This is a genomic window from Duganella fentianensis, assembly GCF_009857835.1.
Lineage (GTDB): Bacteria > Pseudomonadota > Gammaproteobacteria > Burkholderiales > Burkholderiaceae_D > Rugamonas > Rugamonas fentianensis.
Genome location: NZ_WWCL01000004.1, coordinates 408,698 through 430,089, shown reverse-complemented (window position 1 = coordinate 430,089; position 21,392 = coordinate 408,698). Strand labels below are relative to the sequence as shown.

Sequence of the window (21,392 nt, the reverse complement as noted above, 5' to 3'; positions counted from 1 at the left end):
GTTTTGTAGACGAAACGATCTCGCTGGCCCTTGCTGCTAAGTAATATCTATGACAGTAGCAAACAATGACTGCGAATGCAAAAAATGCGATCCGAACTGGTCTGGCTTGTCGCTTTTGAACCGCATCCCACACAAGCACGCAGCGTGGATATGTGTGAATATTTGGGAATTATAGATGCAAATTTTTCCTCAAAGCAAGCAAAACCTGCCGCGAAAATGCGCAAACGAACTTTCTGCGAGGAAATACCAACAGTCCCGTGGAAAGTTCGCTTTTTTGAGGAAAAATCAGGCTGGCAGACGCAGGCAGGCGGCCGCTTCACGCAGCAGCGCAGGGTCGCCCAGTGCCAGTTTTTTGGAGTCGGACAGGGTCTGGCGGAAGCCGCGCGCGCCGGGCAGGCCCTGCATCAGACCCAGCATATGGCGCGTCAATGAATTGAGTTTCAGGCCGTGCGGGCCATACAGATCGAGCTGCGACTGGATATAGGGAATCATCGCCTCGATTACCTGCTCGCGGGTTTTCGGCGCGCGCGTATCGCCGTAATAACGCTGGTCGAAATTGGCCATCACAAAGGGATTGTGATACGCCTCGCGGCCCAGCATCACGCCGTCCACATGCTGCAGATGCAGATCGATTTCCGCTTCCGTTTTGATGCCGCCGTTGATCAGGATTTCCAGCTGGGGGAAATCGCGCTTGAGCTGGTAGGCCACCTCGTAGCGCAGCGGTGGAATCTCGCGGTTTTCTTTGGGCGACAGGCCTTTCAGCACGGCGTTACGGGCATGCACGACGAAGGTTTGGCAGCCCGCTTCGGCGATGGTGCCAACGAAATCACGCACAAAGCCGTAGCCCTCTTCCTTGTCGATACCGATGCGGTGTTTGACTGTTACATCGATGGTGACGGCATCGCGCATGGCTTTCACACAATCGGCCACCAGCTGCGGCTCCAGCATCAGACAGGCGCCAAAAGCGCCCTTCTGCACACGTTCGGACGGGCAGCCACAATTCAGGTTGATTTCGTCATAACCCCACTGCTGGCCCAGCTTGGCACTGATGGCCAGATCGGCCGGATCGCTGCCGCCCAGTTGCAGCGCCACCGGATGCTCGGCTTCGTTGAAGCGCAGGTGGCGCTCCACATCGCCGTAGACCAGCGCGCCCGTGGTCACCATCTCCGTGTACAGCCAGGTATGCTGGCTGATCTCGCGATGGAACACGCGGCAGTGACGATCGGTCCAGTCCATCATGGGTGCCACGGACAGACGGCGGCTGGCCTGCACAGGGGCGGATGCGGAAGTCTGAGGCGTGGAGGCGGTCATGGCAAACTGGATGAAAGCAAACAGGGGTCGACATTATAGCTCAACTCCCCTGCTCTTATTATGTGCCGGGCGGGAATAAAAAAAGCCGCCCGGAGGCGGCTTTTTTATTATTACTGACCTTCGCGCGAGGCTTTTTTACGCTCGTGCTCTTTCAGGTAACGCTTACGCAGACGGATGGACTTAGGCGTGATTTCTACCAGTTCGTCGTCTTCGATGAATTCAACGGCGTATTCCAGCGACATCTGGATAGGTGGAACCAGACGCACAGCTTCGTCGGTGCCCGAGGCACGCACGTTGGTCAGCTGTTTGCCTTTGATCGGGTTCACAACCAGATCGTTGTCACGCGAGTGGATACCGATGATCATACCTTCGTACACAGGGGTGTTGTGCTCGACGAACATACGGCCGCGATCCTGCAGTTTCCACAGAGCGTAGGCCACAGCGGTGCCGTCGTCTTGCGAGATCAGCACGCCGTTACGACGGCCAGCCAGTTCACCTTTGCTGGTGTCAACCGGAGCGTAGGCGTCGAACACGTGGCTCATCAGACCGGTACCGCGGGTCAGAGTCATGAACTCGCCCTGGAAGCCGATCAGACCACGGGCTGGAATACGGTATTCCAGACGCACGCGGCCTTTGCCGTCCGATTCCATGTTCTGCAGGTCGCCACGACGACGGCCCAGTTCTTCCATCACGCCGCCCTGGTTGGCTTCTTCCACGTCCACCGACAGCATTTCGTACGGTTCTTCACGTACGCCATCAACCATCTTGAACACCACGCGTGGACGCGAAACGGCCAGCTCGAAGCCTTCACGACGCATGTTTTCCAGCAGAATGGTCAGGTGCAGCTCGCCGCGGCCCGATACTTCGAACACGGTGTCGTCGTCGGTTGGCAGTACGCGCAGTGCCACGTTGGATTTCAGTTCTTTGTCCAGACGGTCACGCAGCTGGCGCGAGGTAACGAATTTACCTTCGCGGCCGGCCAGTGGCGAGGTGTTGACCATGAAGTTCATGGTCAGGGTAGGCTCGTCCACGGTCAGCATAGGCAGCGCTTCAGGAGTATCCACTGCGCATACGGTCGAACCGATGCCGATTTCTTCGATACCGTTGATCAGCACGATGTCGCCGGCCATGGCTTCGTCTACCAGCACGCGTTCCAGACCTTTGAAGTTCAGTACCTGATTGATACGGCCTTTGGTCGGGGTGTCATCTGGGCCGTTCAGGAATACTACGTCCATGCCTGGCTTGACGCGACCACGGTTGATACGGCCGATACCGATTTTACCCACGTAAGACGAGTAGTCCAGCGAGGTGATCTGCATCTGCAGCGGGCCATCTGGGTTGTCGTCACGTACTGGCACATATTTCAGGATCGCTTCGAACAGTGGCTTCATGTCGCCGTCGCGTACGGATTCGTCCAGACCGGCATAGCCGTTCAGACCCGATGCGTAGACGATAGGGAAGTCCAGCTGCTCGTCGGTAGCGCCCAGCTTGTCGAACAGTTCGAAAGTCTGGTTGATCGCCCAGTCAGCGCGTGCGCCCGGACGGTCGATCTTGTTCACTACCACGATAGGTTTCAGGCCCAGTGCCAGCGCTTTGCGGGTCACGAAACGGGTCTGTGGCATCGGGCCTTCCTGTGCGTCCACCAGCAGCAGCACGGAGTCCACCATCGACAGCACGCGCTCTACTTCGCCGCCGAAGTCGGCGTGGCCCGGGGTGTCAACGATGTTAATGTGGGTGCCTTCGTACTCTACCGCGCAGTTCTTCGACAGAATCGTAATGCCACGCTCTTTTTCGAGGTCGTTCGAGTCCATGACTCGGGTATCAACTGCCTGGTTTTCACGGAAGGTGCCAGACTGACGCAGCAGTTGGTCAACAAGAGTGGTCTTGCCGTGGTCAACGTGAGCGATGATGGCGATATTGCGAATTGCGCGTTTAGTATTGGACATGGTCTTTTATATTTGCTGAAAAACTGCGAGTTCGTACAGGATGTACGGGAGGTGCCAATTTCTGGAACCGCGTAGTATAGCATGGTGCGGTGCAACTCTTTGCCGAATCCTGAATATTTTCAAAGAGTTGCCGAATTGGCTGTGTTGCACAGGGCTAGACCGGCACGCCGGCACAGGCTAACCCGGTATTTATTGCGTAAAAGCGATCAGACGCTCCGGCGCAAGAATCTGGTATTCACCGAGCTGGGCCGTGCCCAGCAGCTTGGCATCGAGGTAGACGCGTACCCTGCCCTGTTCGGCCGGCAGCGCTATCTGCTCCTTGCCCAGTGCGAGGCGCTGGCCGTTGAGGAAGCGCCTGGCCAGTTCCGCCGTCAGCTGCACGGCGGGGAAGCTGGACAGCAGCGCATCGACGGGTGCCAGCAGCGACAGCGGCGCCGCATGTTCGGCCAGCGTTTCCAGCGTCAGCATGCCGGCCGTGGTCAGTGCACCCACCTGCGTGCGGCGCAAGGCCTGCAGGTGTGCGCCCGTACCCAGTGCCTCACCGATGTCCTGCCCCAGCACGCGGATATACGTGCCCTTGCTGCAGGTGACCACCAGTTTCAGGAACGGTGCTTCATACGACACCAGCTTCAGTTCATGGATCACCACATTGCGCGCTTCGCGTTCCAGCGTAATGCCGGCACGCGCGTACTCGTACAGCGGCTTGCCGTCGCGCTTGAGCGCCGAATGCATGGGCGGCACCTGCGCGATAGGGCCACGGAACTGCGCCAGCACGGCTTCGATCTGCTCCAGCGTTACCGCCACGGGACGGGTGTCGATCACCGCACCTTCCGTATCACCGGTATCGGTGGTCACGCCCAGATGGACGGTGGTTTCATAAGTCTTGTCGGCTTCCAGCAAGTCCTGCGAGAACTTGGTGGCTTCGCCGAAGCACAGCGGTAGCAGGCCGGTGGCAAACGGATCGAGCGTGCCGGTATGGCCGGCCTTCTTGGCGTTGAGGATGCGCTTGGCTTTGATCAGCGCATCGTTGCTGGAAAAACCCACCGGTTTATCGAGCAGCAGCACGCCGTCCACCAGATCGCGGACTTTTTTCGGAGACGTAGGTTTCATTGCAACGACGGCTTATTCGCTAGCGGCTTGATCGCCCTTGGCAGCAGCATCGCCTTCATCATCGAGCGAACGGGTGCTGTTGGCCTGATCGATCAGAGCCGACAGTTCCATGCCGCGCGAGGTGGACATATCGTGCACGAAGTGCAGCGCCGGCAGCGTATGGATGTGCAGACGCTTGCCCAGCAGGTTGCGCATGAAACCGGCCGCAGCAGTCAGACCGTCCAGCGTCTGTTTCACCTGCTCTTTGCTGTCTTTCAGCAGGGTGAAGAAAATTTTGGCGTGCGCGTAATCAGGCGTCAGCTGCACTTCGGTCAGCGTGACCATGCCGATGCGCGGGTCCTTCAGTTCGAAAGCGATGATTTCCGACAGATCGCGCTGGATCTGGTCGGCCACGCGCTGACCGCGCTGTGGGATGGTTTTGCTATGTTTTGCCATGATGATTCCATAAACGGCAAGTGGACGGGAGCGTTTGCCCCCGTCCACTTTACCAGTACTGCCCGGTGCGCGGATTACAGCGTACGAGCGATTTCCTGAACTTCGAACACTTCCAGCGAGTCACCCACTTGAATGTCGTTGTAGTTCTTCAGCGACAGGCCGCACTCCAGACCGGCGCGAACTTCTTTCGCATCGTCCTTGAAGCGTTTGAGCGAGTCGATCTCGCCGCTCCACACCACGATGTTGTTGCGCAGCAGACGGACCGACGAGGTACGCTTGACGACACCATCGGTAACCAGACAGCCGGCAATCGCGCCCACTTTGGACACCATGATGACCTGACGTACTTCCACCTGACCGGTAACGGTTTCGCGTTTTTCCGGTGCCAGCATGCCCGACATGGCGGCTTTCACTTCTTCAATCGCATCGTAGATGATGTTGTAGTAGCGAATATCCACGCCGTTCGACTCGGCCAGCTTGCGTGCCTGTGCATCGGCACGGGCGTTGAAGCCGATGATGATGGCTTTCGATGCCACGGCCAGATTGACGTCCGATTCGGTAATGCCGCCGACTGCAGCGTGCACCACTTGTACGCGCACTTCCGAGGTCGACAGTTTCTGCAGCGAGCCAACCAGCGCTTCCTGCGAACCCTGCACGTCGGTCTTGATGATCATCGGCAGGTTCTTCACTTCGCCTTCGGCCATCTGGTCGAACATGTTTTCCAGTTTCGCAGCTTGCTGCTTGGCCAGTTTCACGTCGCGGAACTTACCTTGACGGAACAGACCGATCTCACGGGCTTTACGCTCGTCAGCCATGACCATGACTTCTTCACCGGCTTGCGGCACTTCGGTCAGACCTTGAATTTCAACCGGGATCGAAGGACCGGCTTCGCCGATAGGCTTGCCGTTTTCGTCCAGCATGGCACGTACACGGCCATACGAGGAGCCAGCCAGAATCACGTCGCCGCGCTTCAGCGTACCCGACTGCACCAGTATGGTGGCAACCGGACCCTTACCTTTATCCAGACGGCCTTCAACCACCAGACCGCGGGCCGGTGCTTCCACCGGTGCTTTCAGTTCCAGCACTTCAGCTTGCAGCAGTACCTGTTCCAGCAGCGCATCGATACCGGCACCGGTTTTCGCCGACACTGGCACGAATGGCGAATCGCCACCGTATTCTTCCGGCACAACCTGTTCGGCCACCAGTTCCTGCGTCACGCGATCCACGTTGCCGCCCGGTTTATCGATCTTATTGATCGCTACCACCAGCGGTACACCGGCAGCCTTGGCGTGCGAAATCGCTTCCTTGGTCTGCGGCATCACGCCGTCGTCGGCTGCTACCACCAGAATCACGATGTCGGTGGCCTTGGCACCACGGGCACGCATGGCGGTAAACGCTTCGTGACCCGGGGTATCGAGGAAGGTGATGATGCCGCGCGGGGTTTCCACGTGGTAGGCACCGATGTGCTGGGTAATGCCGCCCGCTTCACCCGAGGCCACTTTGGCGCGACGGATGTAGTCCAGCAGCGAGGTCTTACCGTGGTCAACGTGACCCATCACGGTAACCACTGGTGCACGCGGCACGGATTCGAAGTGAGCGTGCTCACCCTGATCTGCCAGCAGTGCTTCCGGATCGTCGATCTCGGCTGCGAAGGCTTTGTGGCCCATTTCTTCGACCAGAATCATGGCCGTTTCCTGGTCCAGCACCTGATTGATGGTGCACATCTGACCCAGCTTCATCAGCTGTTTAATCACTTCCGACGCTTTCACGGACATCTTGTGAGCCAGCTCGGCCACAGTGATGGTTTCCGGAACGTAGACGTCTTTGACGACAGCTTCGGTCGGTGCCTGGAAGTTGCTTTCGCGCTCTTCCGCATGGGCATTACGGCGACCGCCGCCCTTGCCACCGCGCCAGCTGTCGCGGCCCGTGCTGGCTGCGCCGGCACCGGCGCCACGGCCTTTGCTACCACCTGGTGCGCCACGCTTGCGCGCGTCGTCATTCCAGGTCGAAGCCACATTGGCCGACTTGATGGATTTCTTGTCGTTGCCGCCGGCTTTCTTGTCGGCTGGCTTGTCGCCCGGCTTGGCCGCAGCCGCTGGCGTGGTCGCCGGCTTGTGCAGCGTACCTTCCGCTGCTTTCGGCTTGACCGCAGCCGGTGCAGGCTCAGGCGCTTTGATGGCGCGGCGTGGCGCGTTCATCATGGCTTTAATCTGGGCCACTTCGTCCGCTACGGCCTTACGGGCGCGTTCGGTCGCATCAGCTTTTTCAGCCGCTTCCTTGGCAGCCAGTTCGGCTTTCTTGCGGGCTTCTTCAGCGGCCGCTTTTTTCTTCTCCTGCTCGGCCGCATCGTTCACGGCTGGGGCAGCAGCAGCCTGGGCCGCAGCTTTCTTGGCTTCGGCTTCAGCATCTTTCTTGGCCTTGGCTTCGGCTTCGGCAGTGGCTTTCGCCTGTGCTGCTTTTTCCGATTCCAGCTTGGCCAGACGTTCCTGCTTCTCGCGCAGTTCCGCTTCCTGACGCGCGATCAGCTCCGCCTGTTTGCGCGCTTCTTCTTCGCGACGGGCGACTTCCGCCGCGTCGATCACCGGCGCAGCAGGCGCTGCGGCGGTGGTGGTGACAGGTTCGTCGCGCTGTACGAAGGTACGCACTTTCTTGACGGCGACCTGAATCGTGCGGGCCTTGCCATTGGCATCGGCCTGCTTGATTTCGGTGGTCTCTTTGCGCGTCAGCGTAATCTTCTTCTTCTCGGTTTCACCCGAGGCGCCGTGGGTACGGCGCAGGTGTTCCAGCAGCTTATCCTTATCATCTTTCGACAATGGATCTGACGTCGAACTTTTCTCGACGCCGGCAGAACGCAGCTGCGTCAGCAGCAAATCTGCAGGCATCTTCAGTTCGGTGGCAAATTGGGCTACGTTGTTACTCGCCATTCAGTCCTCTTTTCTATGTGTCGCGGAGATGATAAAGATACTCAAATTAAGCCTTTGCAGATTCGACTAGACCCCATGCCTTGGCTTGCAGGCCTTTGGCACGATCGTCGTACTTCGAGTCAACCAACTTCATCTCATCGTCGGTCACATCTTCAAATTCATTCTTAATCAATGCACGGGCGCGGTCGGACGACAGGGCCAGAATGGCGCCGAATTCGTCGTAGGCCAGGCCTGCAAATGCTGCCACCGTCTTGATACCGGCCAGACCCAGCTTGCCGGCGGTGATGCGGTCCATACCTTCCAGACCGACCAGTGCTTCGTCCATGCCTTCCAGGCCTTCTTCCGAAGCGATGGCTTCGGTGACCAGAGCGTCACGGGCGCGGGTACGCAGTTCGTTGACGGTTTCTTCGTCAAACGATTCGATTTCCAGCATTTCGGAGATCGGCACGTAAGCGATTTCTTCCAGGCTGGCAAAGCCTTCTTCTACCAGAATGTCGGCCACTTCCTGATCGACATCGAGTTTTTCCATGAACAGCGCGCGGATCGCGGCGGTTTCCTGGGCTGCCTTGTCGGCCGATTCTTCGGCCGTCATGATGTTGATCTTCCAGCCCGTCAGGTCGGAAGCCAGACGCACGTTCTGACCCGAACGGCCGATGGCGATGGCCAGATTTTCTTCGTCCACCACCACGTCCATGGCGTGCTTCTCTTCGTCCACCATGATGGACGAGACATTGGCCGGAGCCAGTGCACCGATCACGAACTGGGCCGGATCTTCCGACCACAGCACGATGTCGACGCGCTCGCCACCGAGTTCGCCGGTCACAGCCTGTACGCGCGAACCGCGCATACCGACGCAGGTACCGATAGGATCGATACGCTTGTCAGCCGTGTAGACAGCGATCTTGGCGCGTACGCCAGCGTCGCGTGCAGCCGATTTAATTTCCAGCATGCCCTGTTCGATTTCCGGCACTTCCAGCTCGAACAGCTTGGAAATGAATTCCGGTGCGGTACGCGACAGGATCACTTGCGGGCCGCGCATATTGCGGTCGATACGCAGGATGTAAGCACGTACGCGGTCGCCGATACGCAGGTTTTCTTTCGGGATCATCTGGTCGCGTGGCAGACGGGCTTCGATCTTGCCCGATTCGACGATCGCATCGCCGCGTTCCATACGTTTGATGGTGCCGGTAACCAGCGAATCGCCGCGCTCGAGGAAGTCGACCAGAATCTGTTCGCGCTCGGCGTCACGCACGCGCTGCAGGACGACCTGTTTGGTGTCCTGTGCGAAGCGGCGGCCGAATTCCACGGATTCGATCGGTTCTTCGATGTGGTCGTCCACTTCGATGTCAGGAATCTGTTCCTTGGCTTCGAAGTGCAGAATTTCCTGATCCGGCAGTTGCAGACCTGCCTCGTCAGGCACGACGTGCCAGCGGCGGAAGGATTCGAACTCACCCGACTCGCGGTCGATCGAAACGCGGATGTCCACTTCACCCTCATAGCGTTTCTTCGTGGCTTGTGCCAACGCGAATTCCAGCGCGCCGAACACTACATCTTTATCGACGTTCTTCTCACGCGCCAGCGCGTCTACCAATAACAAAACTTCGCGACTCATGCTTTGCGTCCCTTAAAAACCACCTGCGGCACCAGGCGTGCCTTATCCATATCGGCGAGCGTAAACTCCAACAGCGCCGGACCTTCATTACTCTCAAATTCCAACGACAAATTCTCGCCCTGAGGTTCCTGCAGGATCCCCTGGAACGATTTCCGGTTGTTCGTACCCGGCATGGCTACGCGCAGCTTGATGATAGCTTCGCTACCCGCAAAACGCGTAAAATCAGCCAGCTTGCGCAGCGGGCGATCCAGCCCCGGCGACGAGATTTCGAGACGCTCGTAATTCACGTTCTCGACCGTCAGCACGTGCGACAACTGGTGACTCACCGTCGCGCAATCCTCGACGGTAATCGGACCTTTTTCTTCAGCGTCGGCAGCGCTGAAATCGATAAAGACGCGCAAAATCCCGCGCTCGCCCCGCTCGACATCAACCAGCTCATAGCCCAGACCAGCAACGGTCTTTTCAATTAATTCCGGCAGCTGCAAGAAATTCTCCAGATTAAAGTCTATTTACAACTTGCTAAAAATAGACCATTCAAAACGGTTCACCAAAAAAAAAATGGGCATCTGCCCATCTTCTTGTACTACCTAGCCAGATGAAAGCGCTGTTACAGGATGCACTGCAACGAACTTTTATTAGGCTGCTCATTATAACCTGATCCGCACTGCACCGCAATAACGGCTTCCGTGCAAAATCAGGCTAAATGTGCGTTACAAGCGGCATCTAGCCGTGCCGGAGCGGGTTTTGACACCGTTCCGGCAGACTCAGTATCAGCCTTTGCGACGGCGCGGCATGCCATGGCCGCTGGCGCCGCCGCGCGACTCCTGACCACGGCGCGGCGCACCCGCGCTGGCAAAACCGAAGGTGGTTTGCAGCGGATCGGGCTGACGCGGGCCTTTATTGCCGCCTTTACCACCTTTGCCGCCGCCCTGCCCCTGGCCACGGCCTTGACCTTGCGCACGCGGAGCCGGTGCTTCGCCCAGCGGACGGCCACCGGCGTAGGCGCCGATGCCCTGCGGACGACCACCCGGACGGCCCGAGCTCTGGCCGCCACGGCCATTGCCGTTGCCACCACCATTACCGCCACGGCCGCCGGAACGGGCCGGTTTGGCGAATGGCAGCGCATTGGCGTTGCTCAGATCGGCACGGTTGAAGTTATGCTCGTCTTCGTCGTCATAATCGTCGTCCAGATCGTCGCGCTCGGCGCCACGGCCGCGCTGCGGACGCTTTTCCGGACCCTTGTTCTGGGCTGGCTTGGCCTGCTGCGGGCCTTTGCCACCACGCTGGCCTGCCGGCGCAGCAGCGCCGTCAGCGGCTTTTTTCTCGACGCCGTAGGCCGACATCATGGCGCGCACGGCGTTTTCTTCCAGCTCTTCCCAGCGGCCGCGTTTCAGGCTGCTCGGCAGCGTCATGGCGCCGTAGCGGGTACGGATCAGGCGCGACACGGTCAGGCCGATGGCTTCGAACATACGGCGCACCTCGCGGTTACGGCCTTCGCCGATAATTACGCGGTACCATTTGTTGATGCCTTCGCCGCCGCCATCAGCGATTTTGGAGAACTGCGCCAGACCGTCTTCCAGTTCGACGCCGGCCAGCAGTTTCTGGCGCATGCCCTCTTCCAGCACGCCCAGCGTACGCACGGCGTATTCGCGGTCGATCGAGTAGCGCGGGTGCATCAGGCGGTTAGCCAGATCACCGGAAGTCGTGAACAGCAGCAGACCTTCGGTATTAAAGTCCAGGCGGCCTACGGCCAGCCACTTACCGGCCTTCATGGTCGGCAGGCGGTCGAATACGGATGGACGACCTTCCGGATCGTCCATCGAGACGATTTCGCCGGCCGGTTTATGGTAGATCAGCACGCGTGGCGGCTTCTTGCTGACGCGGCGCTGGATCAGCTTGCCGTTCAGACGCACCGCGTCGGTCGGCAAAATGCGCTGGCCGATATGGGCCGGCTCGCCGTTGACGGACACGCGGCCCGCTACGATCAGTTCTTCCATGTCGCGGCGCGAACCCAGACCCGCTTCGGCCAGCACCTTGTGCAGCTTGGGCGCATCGTCGTCCGCCGTCAGATCGCGGCGCACGGCCTTCTGCTGCTGACGGCCCTTGACTGGCTCGTCGCTATCGAAGGCATCCGAAGTCACGTAGGAGAAAGCTGCGTCGGCATCATTGGCCTTGGCGCCGGCACCTTGCTGACCGCGCTGCTTGCCGTGCTTGCCCTTGCGACCGTTACGGTTGTTGTTACGCTGCTCGCCGCGCTCGTGACGTGGCTTGCCGCCTTCCTTGGCAGACTGGGCGGCAGGCGCCTCGACTGCAACCACTTCCGCCACGGCTTCGCCACCAGCGGCCTGTACTTTTTCTGCCTGTGCCTGCGCCTGCTGGGCCTGACGTACGGCGCGCTGTTCACGCATCTGGCGCGGGCCGCGCGGTGCACGCGGACCACGGCCGGCCGGCGCGGCATCCGCTTGTGCACCAGCGGCACTCGCCGGCGCTTCGCTCGCTGCAGCAGCCGAAGCAGTTGGCGCAGCCGCAGCCACGGCGGCCGGTGCCGATGTATCGCCGGCGACAGGCGCAGCAGCTTTGGCAGCAGGCTTGCGTGCACGCGGCGCCTTGGCCGGTGCGGCTTCGCCGCCTTCTGCGGCTACTGGCGCTGCCTTGGCACGGGTTTTCTTCACCGGAGCAGCCGCTTCGGACGCCGCTGCGGCACCAGCACTGGCTACCACTGCGCTGTCGGTACCACCTTCGGCCTTGGCCTTGGCGGTACGGCGCGGCTTGGCAGCAGGCGCTGCACCATCCGCTGCTGCGGCAGCATCGGCTTCGATCTGCGCCTTGGTGCGGCGCTTAGGCTTGGCGACGGCTGCTGCCGGCGCGACGTCTTGGACTGTCTCTGGGGAATTAGGTTTGTTCATTATTCGTTTCTGGGTTGTGCTCAGCGTCAACCGTTACATCGGCAGCGACGGCGCTCTGCGCCGCTTTATCAAAGTTATCCTGCAGGGCCGCTTCCAGTGCTTCCAGATCCGGACCATTACCCTGCTGTTCGCTAATTTGCTGCAACGGTGGCAGCTGGGACAGCGAATTGAGTCCCAGGTCATCAAGAAACTGCTTGGTCGTGCCCAGCAACGCTGGCCGGCCCACTACATCGCGGTAGCCCACCACATCCACCCAGCCACGGTCTTCCAGCATCTTGATGGTCTGCGAGTTGACGGCCACACCGCGGATTTCCTCGATGTCGCCGCGCGTTACCGGCTGGCGGTAAGCGATAATCGCCAGCGTTTCCAGCGTTGCCCGCGTGTATTTAGGCGGTTTTTCCGGATTTAATCTATCCAGATACAAACGCATTTCCGGACGGCTCTGGAAGCGCCATCCCGTCGCCAGACTGACCACCTCGATACCGCGGCCGGTCCAGTCCTGCCTTAATTCTTCCAGCATTTCCTTGATTGTGTCCGCCCCGATACCGGGACCACGTGGCCGCCCCTGATCATCGACTTCGACATACAGTTTTTTCAAACTGTGGATCGACAAAGGCTCCTGGGCGCATAGCAAAGCCGTTTCGAGGACTCGTTTAGCCTCAGCTGTATCCATAGCTATCTTGTGGTTGCATTTTCATGCAAGAAAGAAATCAATCACATTCAGTGAGGCGGGGCAGCGCAACGCTGCCGGCTGGAATACTCGCTGAAGCTATTTTTTTCCGACACCCGCGCCGGGCGCCGGGTGGGACAGAGGGACATGCCAGTGGATACCAGAAGCAGTATTTCTGACAGATTGATGAATTGTACCTGATAAAACGCCACTACGCGCATGTCGCGCCAGCGAAATATCGGCCGAAAGACGCTCGCTGCGCCTCAGGCGACTGCCAGTTTTTCCGCCAGAATTGCCGAAACACCAACAAATGCCGGATATTCGGCGGTAATCACCCAGGTCGGTACCTGCGCCAGATAGTTGCCGAAACGGCCCTTGGCTTCGAAGCGGGCACGGAAGCCGGAGCGGTCGAAACGCGCGCCCAGCTTGGGCACGATGCCACCGCCTATATAAATACCGCCCTGCGCCCCCAGCGTAATGGCCAGATTGCTGGCTACGGTGCCCAGCATGCAGCAGAAGGCTTCGATGGTTTCATCGCACAGCGTGCATTCGCCTGCCAGTGCGCGGCGCGAAATTTCGGCGGCCGCCAGCGGCTCGGCCGGCATATCCGTATGGTGCGCCAGTGCGCGGTAGATCAGTTCTATGCCCACGCCGGAAATCAGGCGTTCGGCGGAGACGTGTTCGAATTCCTTCCATGCGTACTGCAGGATGGCCACTTCCAGCGCATTGGCCGGTGCAAAAGTCACATGGCCACCTTCGCTGAGCAAGGCGGTCCAGCCATCCTTGCCGGGAATCAGACCGGAGACGCCGAGGCCCGTACCGGCGCCCACTAGCCCCAGCGGCGCGCCTTCGACCGCTACACCGCCACCCACCTGATGCTTCTGGCTAGCCGACAGCTGCGGCAGCGAACGGGCCAGCGCGGTGAAGTCATTCACCACCACCAGCGTTTCGAAATTCACTTCGCGGCGCAACGCTTCGATCGAGAATTCCCAGTGGTGGTTGGTCATGCGCACCATGTCACCCGTGACGGGGTTGGCGATGGCGATGGCGCCGTGACGGATACCGGTCATGCCGGTCGCCGCCACGGCGGGCATCGCCAGATACGCGACCAGGGCGGCGGCCAGGGTCGGGTATGCAGCGCACGCCAGCACTTCGATCGCTTCTATCTTGCCCGCAGCAGTTTCCAGTGCAAAGCGCGCATTGGTACCACCGATGTCCGCCAGCAGACGCGGGCCACTGGCAATCGCAGTGGTCTGAATGGGAGGCGTTTGTAGGGACTGAGCTGTCATGATAGATCGAAATGAGTTGATCCCTAAGCTTAAAGTATTTTACTAGTACGACGCAAGAATTCTTTGTAGTTTTAGTACACATAACTCTGTCTTGCCACATAAAACCACGATCCGAGATATTTTTTACGTAGTATGACTACTACTTCAGCCTGAACGGGAGTTCCCCACAGAAAGAGGGTGCAGCAAAAAAAATACCCGCGACAAAAGCGCGGGTAGAGTCGGGCAAACGGAAACGGGGGGGCTGCCACTGACGCGGCAAGTGCATGGGTACTACGAACAGAACGCGACGTGCGGGCCCGGCCTAATGTGCCGCGGCGCTGTTGCCGGTGCTGCCGGCAGCGGCCTGGGCAGCACCGAATTCCGCCTTCCATGCATCGAGACCGCCCAGCAGCGGACGGGCGCGGTGGAAACCATGGCTGACCAGATGCTTGGCCACCTGCGCTGCCGTTACATCATTGGGGCAGCTGCAGTACACGATGATGGGGTGATCCTTGTCCAGCGCAGCCAGTTCGGGGATGGGGTCGCCGCCGTTGTAAGCCAGCGCACCGGGCACGGCCGGATCGAGCAGCTGGGCTGTCACGCTACGGGCATCCACCAGCACGGGCTGGTGGCCCTGCGCCAGCAGGCGTTTCAGTTCCTCCACCGTGAGCCGTTCGATATCGACCGCCTGACGGAAGCGCCGCCGCTCCACATATTTATAGACGATGAACAGCACCAGCAGGCCGCCCAGCACCATCAGTGCCGTCGAGCCCATGGTGTTGAGGATATCCAGCACCTGATCGATCTGGGTATGGAAGGCCGCGCCCAGCGCGATCCCGCTACCGCTCCACAGCAGCGCACCGGCCACACTGAAGCCGAGGAAAGTGGCGTTCGAGGTACCGAGCGCGCCGGCCAGCGGTGGCGCGATGGTGTTAAAACCGGGGATGAACTTGGCCACCACCAGCGCCTTGGGGCCCCAGCGGTTGAAATTGTCTTCCGTCTGGCTCACACAGTAATCGGGCGACAGCGAAATCTGGCACAGCAGGCGCAGGATACGCTTGCCGAAATAGCGGCCAGCACGGAACCAGAAATAGTCGCTGATCAGACAGGCCAGCAGACTGACGGCCAGTGCCGCCGGCCAGCTGATGCCGCCGTCCACGGCAAAAGCGCCCGCCACGATGAGGATGGGAAAAGCGGGGATGGGCAGGCCGATCTGCTCGACGAGTACCACGCCGAACACGATCAGCACGCCGTATTCCTGCAATAAGAGTATGAGATTGGCCATCCGGCTATCTTATCTTAATTTGCCGCTCGCCGTTTCGTGCCCGCGTGGTCGCACGCACGAGCCGCAGGCGTCCGGTAGCTGACCGCTAGCGGCTGGCGTGGCCCGGGATGGCAGCCAGCAGCGCACGCGTGTAAGGGTGCTGCGGCTGACGGTACAACTGGTCCGCTGGCGCCAGTTCCACCACCCTGCCCTGCTGCATCACCATCACCTGATCGGACATGTACTGCACCACCGCCAGATCGTGCGAGATAAACAGATAGGACAGGCCCAGCTCCTGCTGCAGATCCTTGAGCAAGTTGAGCACCTGCGCCTGCACCGATACGTCGAGCGCCGAAACGGATTCGTCGCAGACCAGGATTTCCGGCTGCAGCGTCAGGCAGCGCGCAATGGCTATGCGCTGCCGCTGGCCACCGGAGAATTCGTGCGGATAGCGCTGCAGCGCGCTGGCCGGCAAACCTACCTTGTCCAGCAGGCTGGCCGCCATGGCCAGCCGCGCCGCTTCGCTATCGCCGATGCCATGGATGCGTAGCGGTTCCAGCAGAATCTGGCCTACCGTGAAGCGGGGATTGAGCGAGGCATAGGGATTCTGGAACACGATATGGATACGGCGCTTATACGGCTGGAATTCGCGCGCCGTTAAAGCCAGCAGATCACGTCCGTCGAACAGCACACTACCGCTGCTCGCCTGTAGCAAACGTAGCAGCATCAGCCCGACCGTGGTTTTGCCGCTGCCCGATTCGCCCACCACGCCCAGCGTCTGGCCACGCGCCAGCGTGAACGACACATCATCCACGGCACGGAACTCGCGCTGGCGCCACCAGCCGTCGCGCAGCTGGTAATGCTTGCTCAGATGATGCACCACCAGCAGCGGCGGCGCGTCCGTCACAGCAGCCGGCAGGTCCGGTACGACGATCAGGTCTGACTGCAGCAACTGGTCGCCGATCACGGGCAGGCGCGCGGGACGCTGACCCAGCACGGGGCGGCAGCGCAGCAGGGCACGGGTGTACTCATCCTGCGGCTGCTGCAGCACCGCCATCGCCGGCCCCGTTTCGCGCACATGACCATGGCGCATCACCACCACCGTGTCGGCAATCTGCGCCACCAGCCCCAGATCATGGGTGATGAACAGCACCGCCATCTCGCGCCGCTGCTGCAGGCGCGCCAGCAGTTCGATGATCTGCTGCTGTATCGTCACGTCCAGCGCGGTGGTCGGTTCGTCGGCGATCAGCAGGCGTGGCTCGCATGCAATCGCCATGGCGATCATCACGCGCTGCTGCTGGCCGCCCGACATCTGGCCCGGATAGCTATCGATCTTGTGCGCAGCGTCGGCGATGCCCACCTCCTCCAGTAACTCCAGCGTGCGCTGGCGTGCCTGCGCACGGCTCATGCCCAGATGCAGACGCAGCACCTCGCCGATCTGGGTGCCCACCGTCAGCACGGGATTGAGCGAGGACATGGGGTCCTGAAAAATCATCGCGATCTCGTGCCCGCACAGCGCGCGGCGTTCGGCGCGATCCAGCGCCAGCAGCTCGCGCCCGTCGTAGCGTATGCTGCTGGCAGCATCGACCGCACTGCTCTCTTCCGGCAGCAATCCCATCACGGCAAGCGCGCTGACGGATTTACCGCTGCCCGATTCACCCACCAGCGCCACCGTGCTGCGCGGCGCCACGCTGAACGATAGCCCGTGCACCACTTCCGTCATGTGCCGGCCATGCGTGCGGAAGCTCACGTGCAGATTACGGATTTCCAGTAACGGCACCGCTGCCGGCAATGGCGACATAGATAGCGGCACGCTCAAAATTTCACCTTGGGGTCGAGTGCATCACGCAAAGCATCGGTCAGCAGCGAGAACGCCGTGACCAGCAAAGCCATGGCCAGTGCCGCCGCTGTCAGCTGCCACCAGCGGCCGAGGATCAGTTCATTCTGCGCTTCGTTCAGCATGCTGCCCCACGACACCACGCCCACCGGCACGCCGAAACCGAGGAAGCTCAGTACCACTTCCGCCTTGATGAAGCCCACCACCAGTATCGACAGCTGCACCAGCGCCACATGGCTCACGTTGGGGAAGATATGCACGAACATGCGGCGCCAGTGGCTGGCACCGATGGCGTCCGCTGCCAGCACGTACTCGCGCCCTTTGTGCTTGAGGTATTCGGCGCGGATCAGGCGATAGGGGCCGGTCCAGCCAGTCAGGCCCAGAATCAGCACGATGGTCAGCACGCCTTTCTGCTGCAGCACGGCGGCCACGGCCAGTATCATCAGCACGGAAGGGATGGCGGTGAAAATGTTGTACAGGCCATTCAGCAGCGCATCCACCAGCCCGCCCCAGTAGCCGGCCAGTGCGCCCAGCAGCGTGCCCAGCGCCACCGCCAGCAGAGCCGCCACCAGCCCCACCACCACCGAGGTTTCGCCACCTTTGACAGTTTTCTTCAGCACATCATGGCCCCATTTATCGGCGCCGAAAGGCAGTGTCGCCAGCCGCGCCGTGCCAGTACCAGCGCCGGCGTCTGTCCCGGCGCGCAACCGGGCCAGATCGTCGGCCAGCGGATCGACCACGCCATACATGGGCAACTCCGTGGCGCGCAAAGCACGGATATCCGGTGCCAGCGGATCGAAAGGGTTGTCGCGCAGTGCAGCGCCGGCAGCACCAGCTGCCGTATCAGCAGCCGCGCCACCAGCAACTGCGCCAGCCGTCGCTACGGGCGCCTTGGCGCCGCTGGCCCAGCTGGGCGGAGCATAGCTGATAGCCACTTCCTGCTCCCAGTCTGCCACGATCAGGCCAGAAGCCGACAGCAGCAATGCCAGCAGAAACGCCAGCACCACGGCCAGCGCGCCCATGGCCCAGCGGTCGGCGCGCAAGCGGCGCCATGCCAGCTGCCACAGGCCGGGGGTATGCACGGGGGACGCCATCATGACAGCCGCACCCGTGGGTCCAGCGCCTGATACAGCAAATCAGTCAGCAAATTCACCAGCATGGTGGCCAGCGCCACATACACGGTAATGGCTTTGATGACGGGGAAATCGCTGCGTTCCACTGCGAGTATCACTTCGCGCCCTATACCCGGTATGCCGAAAAAGCGCTCCAGCAGGAAGGCACCGATCAGCAGCGATGGCAGGCTGGCCATCACATGGGTGAGGATGGGGATGGCCGCATTGCGCAGCACATGCAGCCACATCACGCGGCCTTCGCCCAGCCCTTTGGCGCGCGCCGTGCGCACATAGTCCTGCCCCACTTCATCGAGCACGAAGCTGCGGTACAGGCGCAGCGTGGGCGCGATCGATACGGCCAGCCCTATCAGTATCGGCAGGCTGGCATAGCGCAGCAGGTTTTCACCCAGATGCTCGCCCCAGCCCTGCACGGGGAACAGCCCCAGCTTGTAGGCCAGCTGGTACTGGAACACGATGATGTAGACCAGGATGCTGACCGACATGCCGACCGTGCAGGCAACCATCACCAGCCGGTCCGTCAGCGAGCCGCGCACGAAAGCGATGGCCAGCGCCAGCGCAATGCCCAGCGCCGTTTCCAGCAGCGTCAGGGGCACCAGCACTGTCAGCGATGGCCCCAGCCGGGTTGCGATGATTTGCCCCACGGGTTCGCCTGTGGCCCAGCTCAGGCCGAAGTCCAGCGTGGCGATCTGGCGCAGGAAGATGCCCAGCTGCACCCAGTAAGGCTGGTCCACGCCCAGCTGGCGGCGGATGTTGGCGATGCTTTCCGCATTCGCCATCTTTCCTGCCAACAAGTACGCGGGATCGCCGCCCACCCAGTTAAACAGTATGAACAGCAGCAGTACCACGCCCAGCATGGTGGGCAGCATCTGCCCCAGGCGCCTAACTATATAGGCCAGCATAGTCCCACCATTATTTCGCCACCTTCATTGCGCCATCCTCATTTCTATCCTTGCGCTCGATATCCAGATATTTCCATTCCTGATGCAGGATGGGGTGCCGTTTATACCCGAGCACGGCCGGCTGCGCCAGCATGCTGCGGTAGCGCGTGTAGGCCGGCATGGCTGCCGCCTGCACTTCCAGCTGGCGCGCCATCTGGCGGTACAGAGCATCACGCTGCGGCCCCGGCGGCAGTGCCCGGCTGGCTTCGAACCAGCGGTCATACTGCTCGTCCTGATAGCAGCCACTATTATTCTGATGGATATTCTTGCCGTAGAACAGCTGCATGAAATTATCGCCGTCCGGATAATCAGCCATCCACTGATAGGTACGGCTCTGCAGCTGGCATAGCTGCTCGGCTTGCTGGATATCGCTGAAGATCATGCGCTGGCTATCCATCCGTATGCCCAGCCGGGTATAGGTCTTGCGCCACAGTTCGGCCATCTGCAGGCCGGCCGCTTCGCTGCGCGAGGTGTAGCGCAGCACCAGCGGTTTGCCATCAGGCAAGGTGCGCCAGCCATCGGCGCCCTTACGGTAGCCGTAGCGGTCCAGCAGCTGGTTGGCCAGCACAGGATCGTATTGCAGCAGGCTGCGGTAGGCCGGATCATGGCCGGCCACGCCGGGCGGCACCGGCATGGCCAGCCGCTCGGCCTCGCCGTTCAGCAGCAGACGGATTTCTTCGTCCACGTCATGCGCCATGGCGATGGCACGGCGCAAGGCGATCTTCTCTTTGCTGAGCCCACCCACCACGGGGTCCTGCATATTCCAGTAGTAATAGGTCAGCACGGGATCGACGATGCGCTGCAGCTGTATGCCCTGCGCCGCCAGCTCGGGACGCAGCTTGCCATCGACGATGGCGCGCGGGGCCAGCGGCCCGTCCAGCCAGAACAGATCGGCCGCGCCGCTGGTAAAGGATAGCCAGCGCGACTGGTCTTCCAGCTGCACGCTGATGTCGATGCGCCCTATCTGGGGAATTTTCTTGCCCTGCATCTGGCGCACGATGCGGGCATCGGCCGCGCTGCCGTCGGCGCTGGCGGCAAAATCCCAGCGCTCGTCGCGAAAACCCGGGTTGGCGTCGAGCACGATACGGCTGCCGCGCACCCACTTGCCCAGCTGGTAGGCACCGGTGCCCACCGGATGGCTGGCTACCTCGCCTTTGGAATCGCCATAGCGTTGCACCACTTCGCGCGCCACGGCAGCCAGCGGTTCGTAGGCCAGTATCATGCCCAGACTGGGATCGGGCCGGGTCAGGTGCAATCGCAAAGTGTAACGGTCCAGCTGTTCGAAACCGGCCACAGCAGCGTCGTAATCCATGCGCCCGCGCTGTTTTGCTTCGGCCGCCAGCGCGTCGAGCCCGACGATGCGCCCTTCCAGCAACCAGCTATTCGGCGAAGCCAGTTGCGGATCGAACAGGCGTTTCCACGAATACAGGTAGTCGGCCACCGTGAGTTCGCGTCGCTGGCCGCCGAAAGCCGGATCGGGCGTGAAATAGATGCCGGTCTTGAGCCGGATCAGCACACTGAGCCCATCAGCCGAAACTTGCGGCAATGCCGCCGCCGTCTGCGCCGCCAGGCGCACGGGCCGGGCCAGATAGTCATAGGTGTACAGCGTCTCGAAGATGGCTTCGGTGATATGCCCGGTGTACAGGTCACGCCCCTGGGCCGGATCCAGGCTGGCTTCGGCGGCTGGAAGGATGTAGCGCAAAGTCTTAACAGGCGCTGCCGCTACAGCGGCACCGCCCCCGCAGCAAGCCAAAACGATAGCTGCAATTCGGGCCAGCGGGCGGGTACCCAGCATATTTCTCCTCGGACAACTCGAACAGGTGCTGGAACGATACCTTACTTTGCCACCGCCAGACAGCATCTATTAGTACGCCCCCAGGACCAGGCCCCATAACCTTACAGCGAAAGCCTGTCTCCAGCGCATGGCCAAGGCATCAAACAGGGCCGGTTAAATATTTCTGGTGGGAATTTTGACTGTCGCGTAAAAGTCACACATACAAAAGCATTGTATTTTTGCCACGGATTCAAGAATGCACCA

At 60.8% G+C, this 21,392-nt stretch carries 15 protein-coding genes; all 15 read right to left on the bottom strand.

What is annotated here, in order from left to right; translation table 11 throughout:
* Positions 1-285: 285 nt before the first annotated feature.
* Positions 286-1,311 carry a tRNA dihydrouridine(20/20a) synthase DusA gene (dusA, locus tag GTP23_RS18915; RefSeq protein WP_161036534.1) on the bottom strand — a complete coding sequence of 342 codons (1,026 nt, stop codon included), beginning with the start codon at positions 1,309-1,311 and terminating at the stop codon, positions 286-288.
* Between the two features lie 110 nt (positions 1,312-1,421).
* Positions 1,422-3,257 carry a translational GTPase TypA gene (gene typA / locus GTP23_RS18910; protein ID WP_161036533.1) on the bottom strand — a complete coding sequence of 612 codons (1,836 nt, stop codon included), beginning with the start codon at positions 3,255-3,257 and terminating at the stop codon, positions 1,422-1,424.
* Between the two features lie 189 nt (positions 3,258-3,446).
* Positions 3,447-4,367: a tRNA pseudouridine(55) synthase TruB gene (truB, locus tag GTP23_RS18905; RefSeq protein WP_161036532.1), complete on the bottom strand. Its 921-nt coding sequence runs from the start codon at positions 4,365-4,367 to the stop codon at positions 3,447-3,449.
* Between the two features lie 12 nt (positions 4,368-4,379).
* On the bottom strand, positions 4,380-4,802 hold the full coding sequence (rbfA, locus tag GTP23_RS18900) for a 30S ribosome-binding factor RbfA (RefSeq protein WP_161036531.1): 423 nt from the start codon (positions 4,800-4,802) through the stop codon (positions 4,380-4,382).
* A gap of 74 nt (positions 4,803-4,876) precedes the next feature.
* Positions 4,877-7,726 (bottom strand): translation initiation factor IF-2, encoded by a 2,850-nt coding sequence (gene infB / locus GTP23_RS18895; RefSeq protein WP_161036530.1) that lies wholly within the window; start codon positions 7,724-7,726, stop codon positions 4,877-4,879.
* A gap of 46 nt (positions 7,727-7,772) precedes the next feature.
* Positions 7,773-9,338, bottom strand: coding sequence for a transcription termination factor NusA (nusA, locus tag GTP23_RS18890; protein WP_155434503.1), 1,566 nt, complete (start codon positions 9,336-9,338; stop codon positions 7,773-7,775).
* Complete coding sequence (gene rimP, locus GTP23_RS18885) at positions 9,335-9,823, bottom strand: ribosome maturation factor RimP (RefSeq protein ID WP_155434816.1); 489 nt, start codon at positions 9,821-9,823, stop codon at positions 9,335-9,337. Before rimP ends, nusA begins: the two co-directional genes overlap by 4 nt.
* 285 nt (positions 9,824-10,108) lie before the next feature.
* Entirely contained in the window at positions 10,109-12,244 is a 2,136-nt protein-coding gene (locus GTP23_RS18880) for a pseudouridine synthase (RefSeq protein ID WP_161036529.1), read from the bottom strand.
* Positions 12,231-12,917, bottom strand: a complete 687-nt coding sequence (gene scpB, locus GTP23_RS18875) for an SMC-Scp complex subunit ScpB (RefSeq protein ID WP_161036528.1) — start codon at positions 12,915-12,917, stop codon at positions 12,231-12,233. The genes GTP23_RS18880 and scpB overlap by 14 nt, the downstream gene beginning before the upstream one ends.
* 260 nt (positions 12,918-13,177) lie before the next feature.
* On the bottom strand, positions 13,178-14,203 hold the full coding sequence (locus GTP23_RS18870; RefSeq protein ID WP_161036527.1) for a glucokinase: 1,026 nt from the start codon (positions 14,201-14,203) through the stop codon (positions 13,178-13,180).
* A 301-nt stretch (positions 14,204-14,504) separates the two neighbouring features.
* Positions 14,505-15,467 carry a VTT domain-containing protein gene (locus GTP23_RS18865; RefSeq protein ID WP_161036526.1) on the bottom strand — a complete coding sequence of 321 codons (963 nt, stop codon included), beginning with the start codon at positions 15,465-15,467 and terminating at the stop codon, positions 14,505-14,507.
* Between the two features lie 85 nt (positions 15,468-15,552).
* Entirely contained in the window at positions 15,553-17,247 is a 1,695-nt protein-coding gene (locus tag GTP23_RS18860; RefSeq protein WP_161036525.1) for an ABC transporter ATP-binding protein, read from the bottom strand.
* Between the two features lie 14 nt (positions 17,248-17,261).
* Positions 17,262-18,380 (bottom strand): ABC transporter permease, encoded by a 1,119-nt coding sequence (locus tag GTP23_RS18855; protein WP_371866947.1) that lies wholly within the window; start codon positions 18,378-18,380, stop codon positions 17,262-17,264.
* Entirely contained in the window at positions 18,377-19,315 is a 939-nt protein-coding gene (locus tag GTP23_RS18850; RefSeq protein ID WP_161036524.1) for an ABC transporter permease, read from the bottom strand. The genes GTP23_RS18855 and GTP23_RS18850 overlap by 4 nt, the downstream gene beginning before the upstream one ends.
* A 10-nt stretch (positions 19,316-19,325) precedes the next feature.
* The gene (locus tag GTP23_RS18845) at positions 19,326-21,149 is read right to left on the bottom strand and encodes an ABC transporter substrate-binding protein (RefSeq protein WP_161036523.1); all 1,824 of its coding nucleotides are present in this window, start codon (positions 21,147-21,149) and stop codon (positions 19,326-19,328) included.
* Between the last annotated feature and the right edge of the window lie 243 nt (positions 21,150-21,392).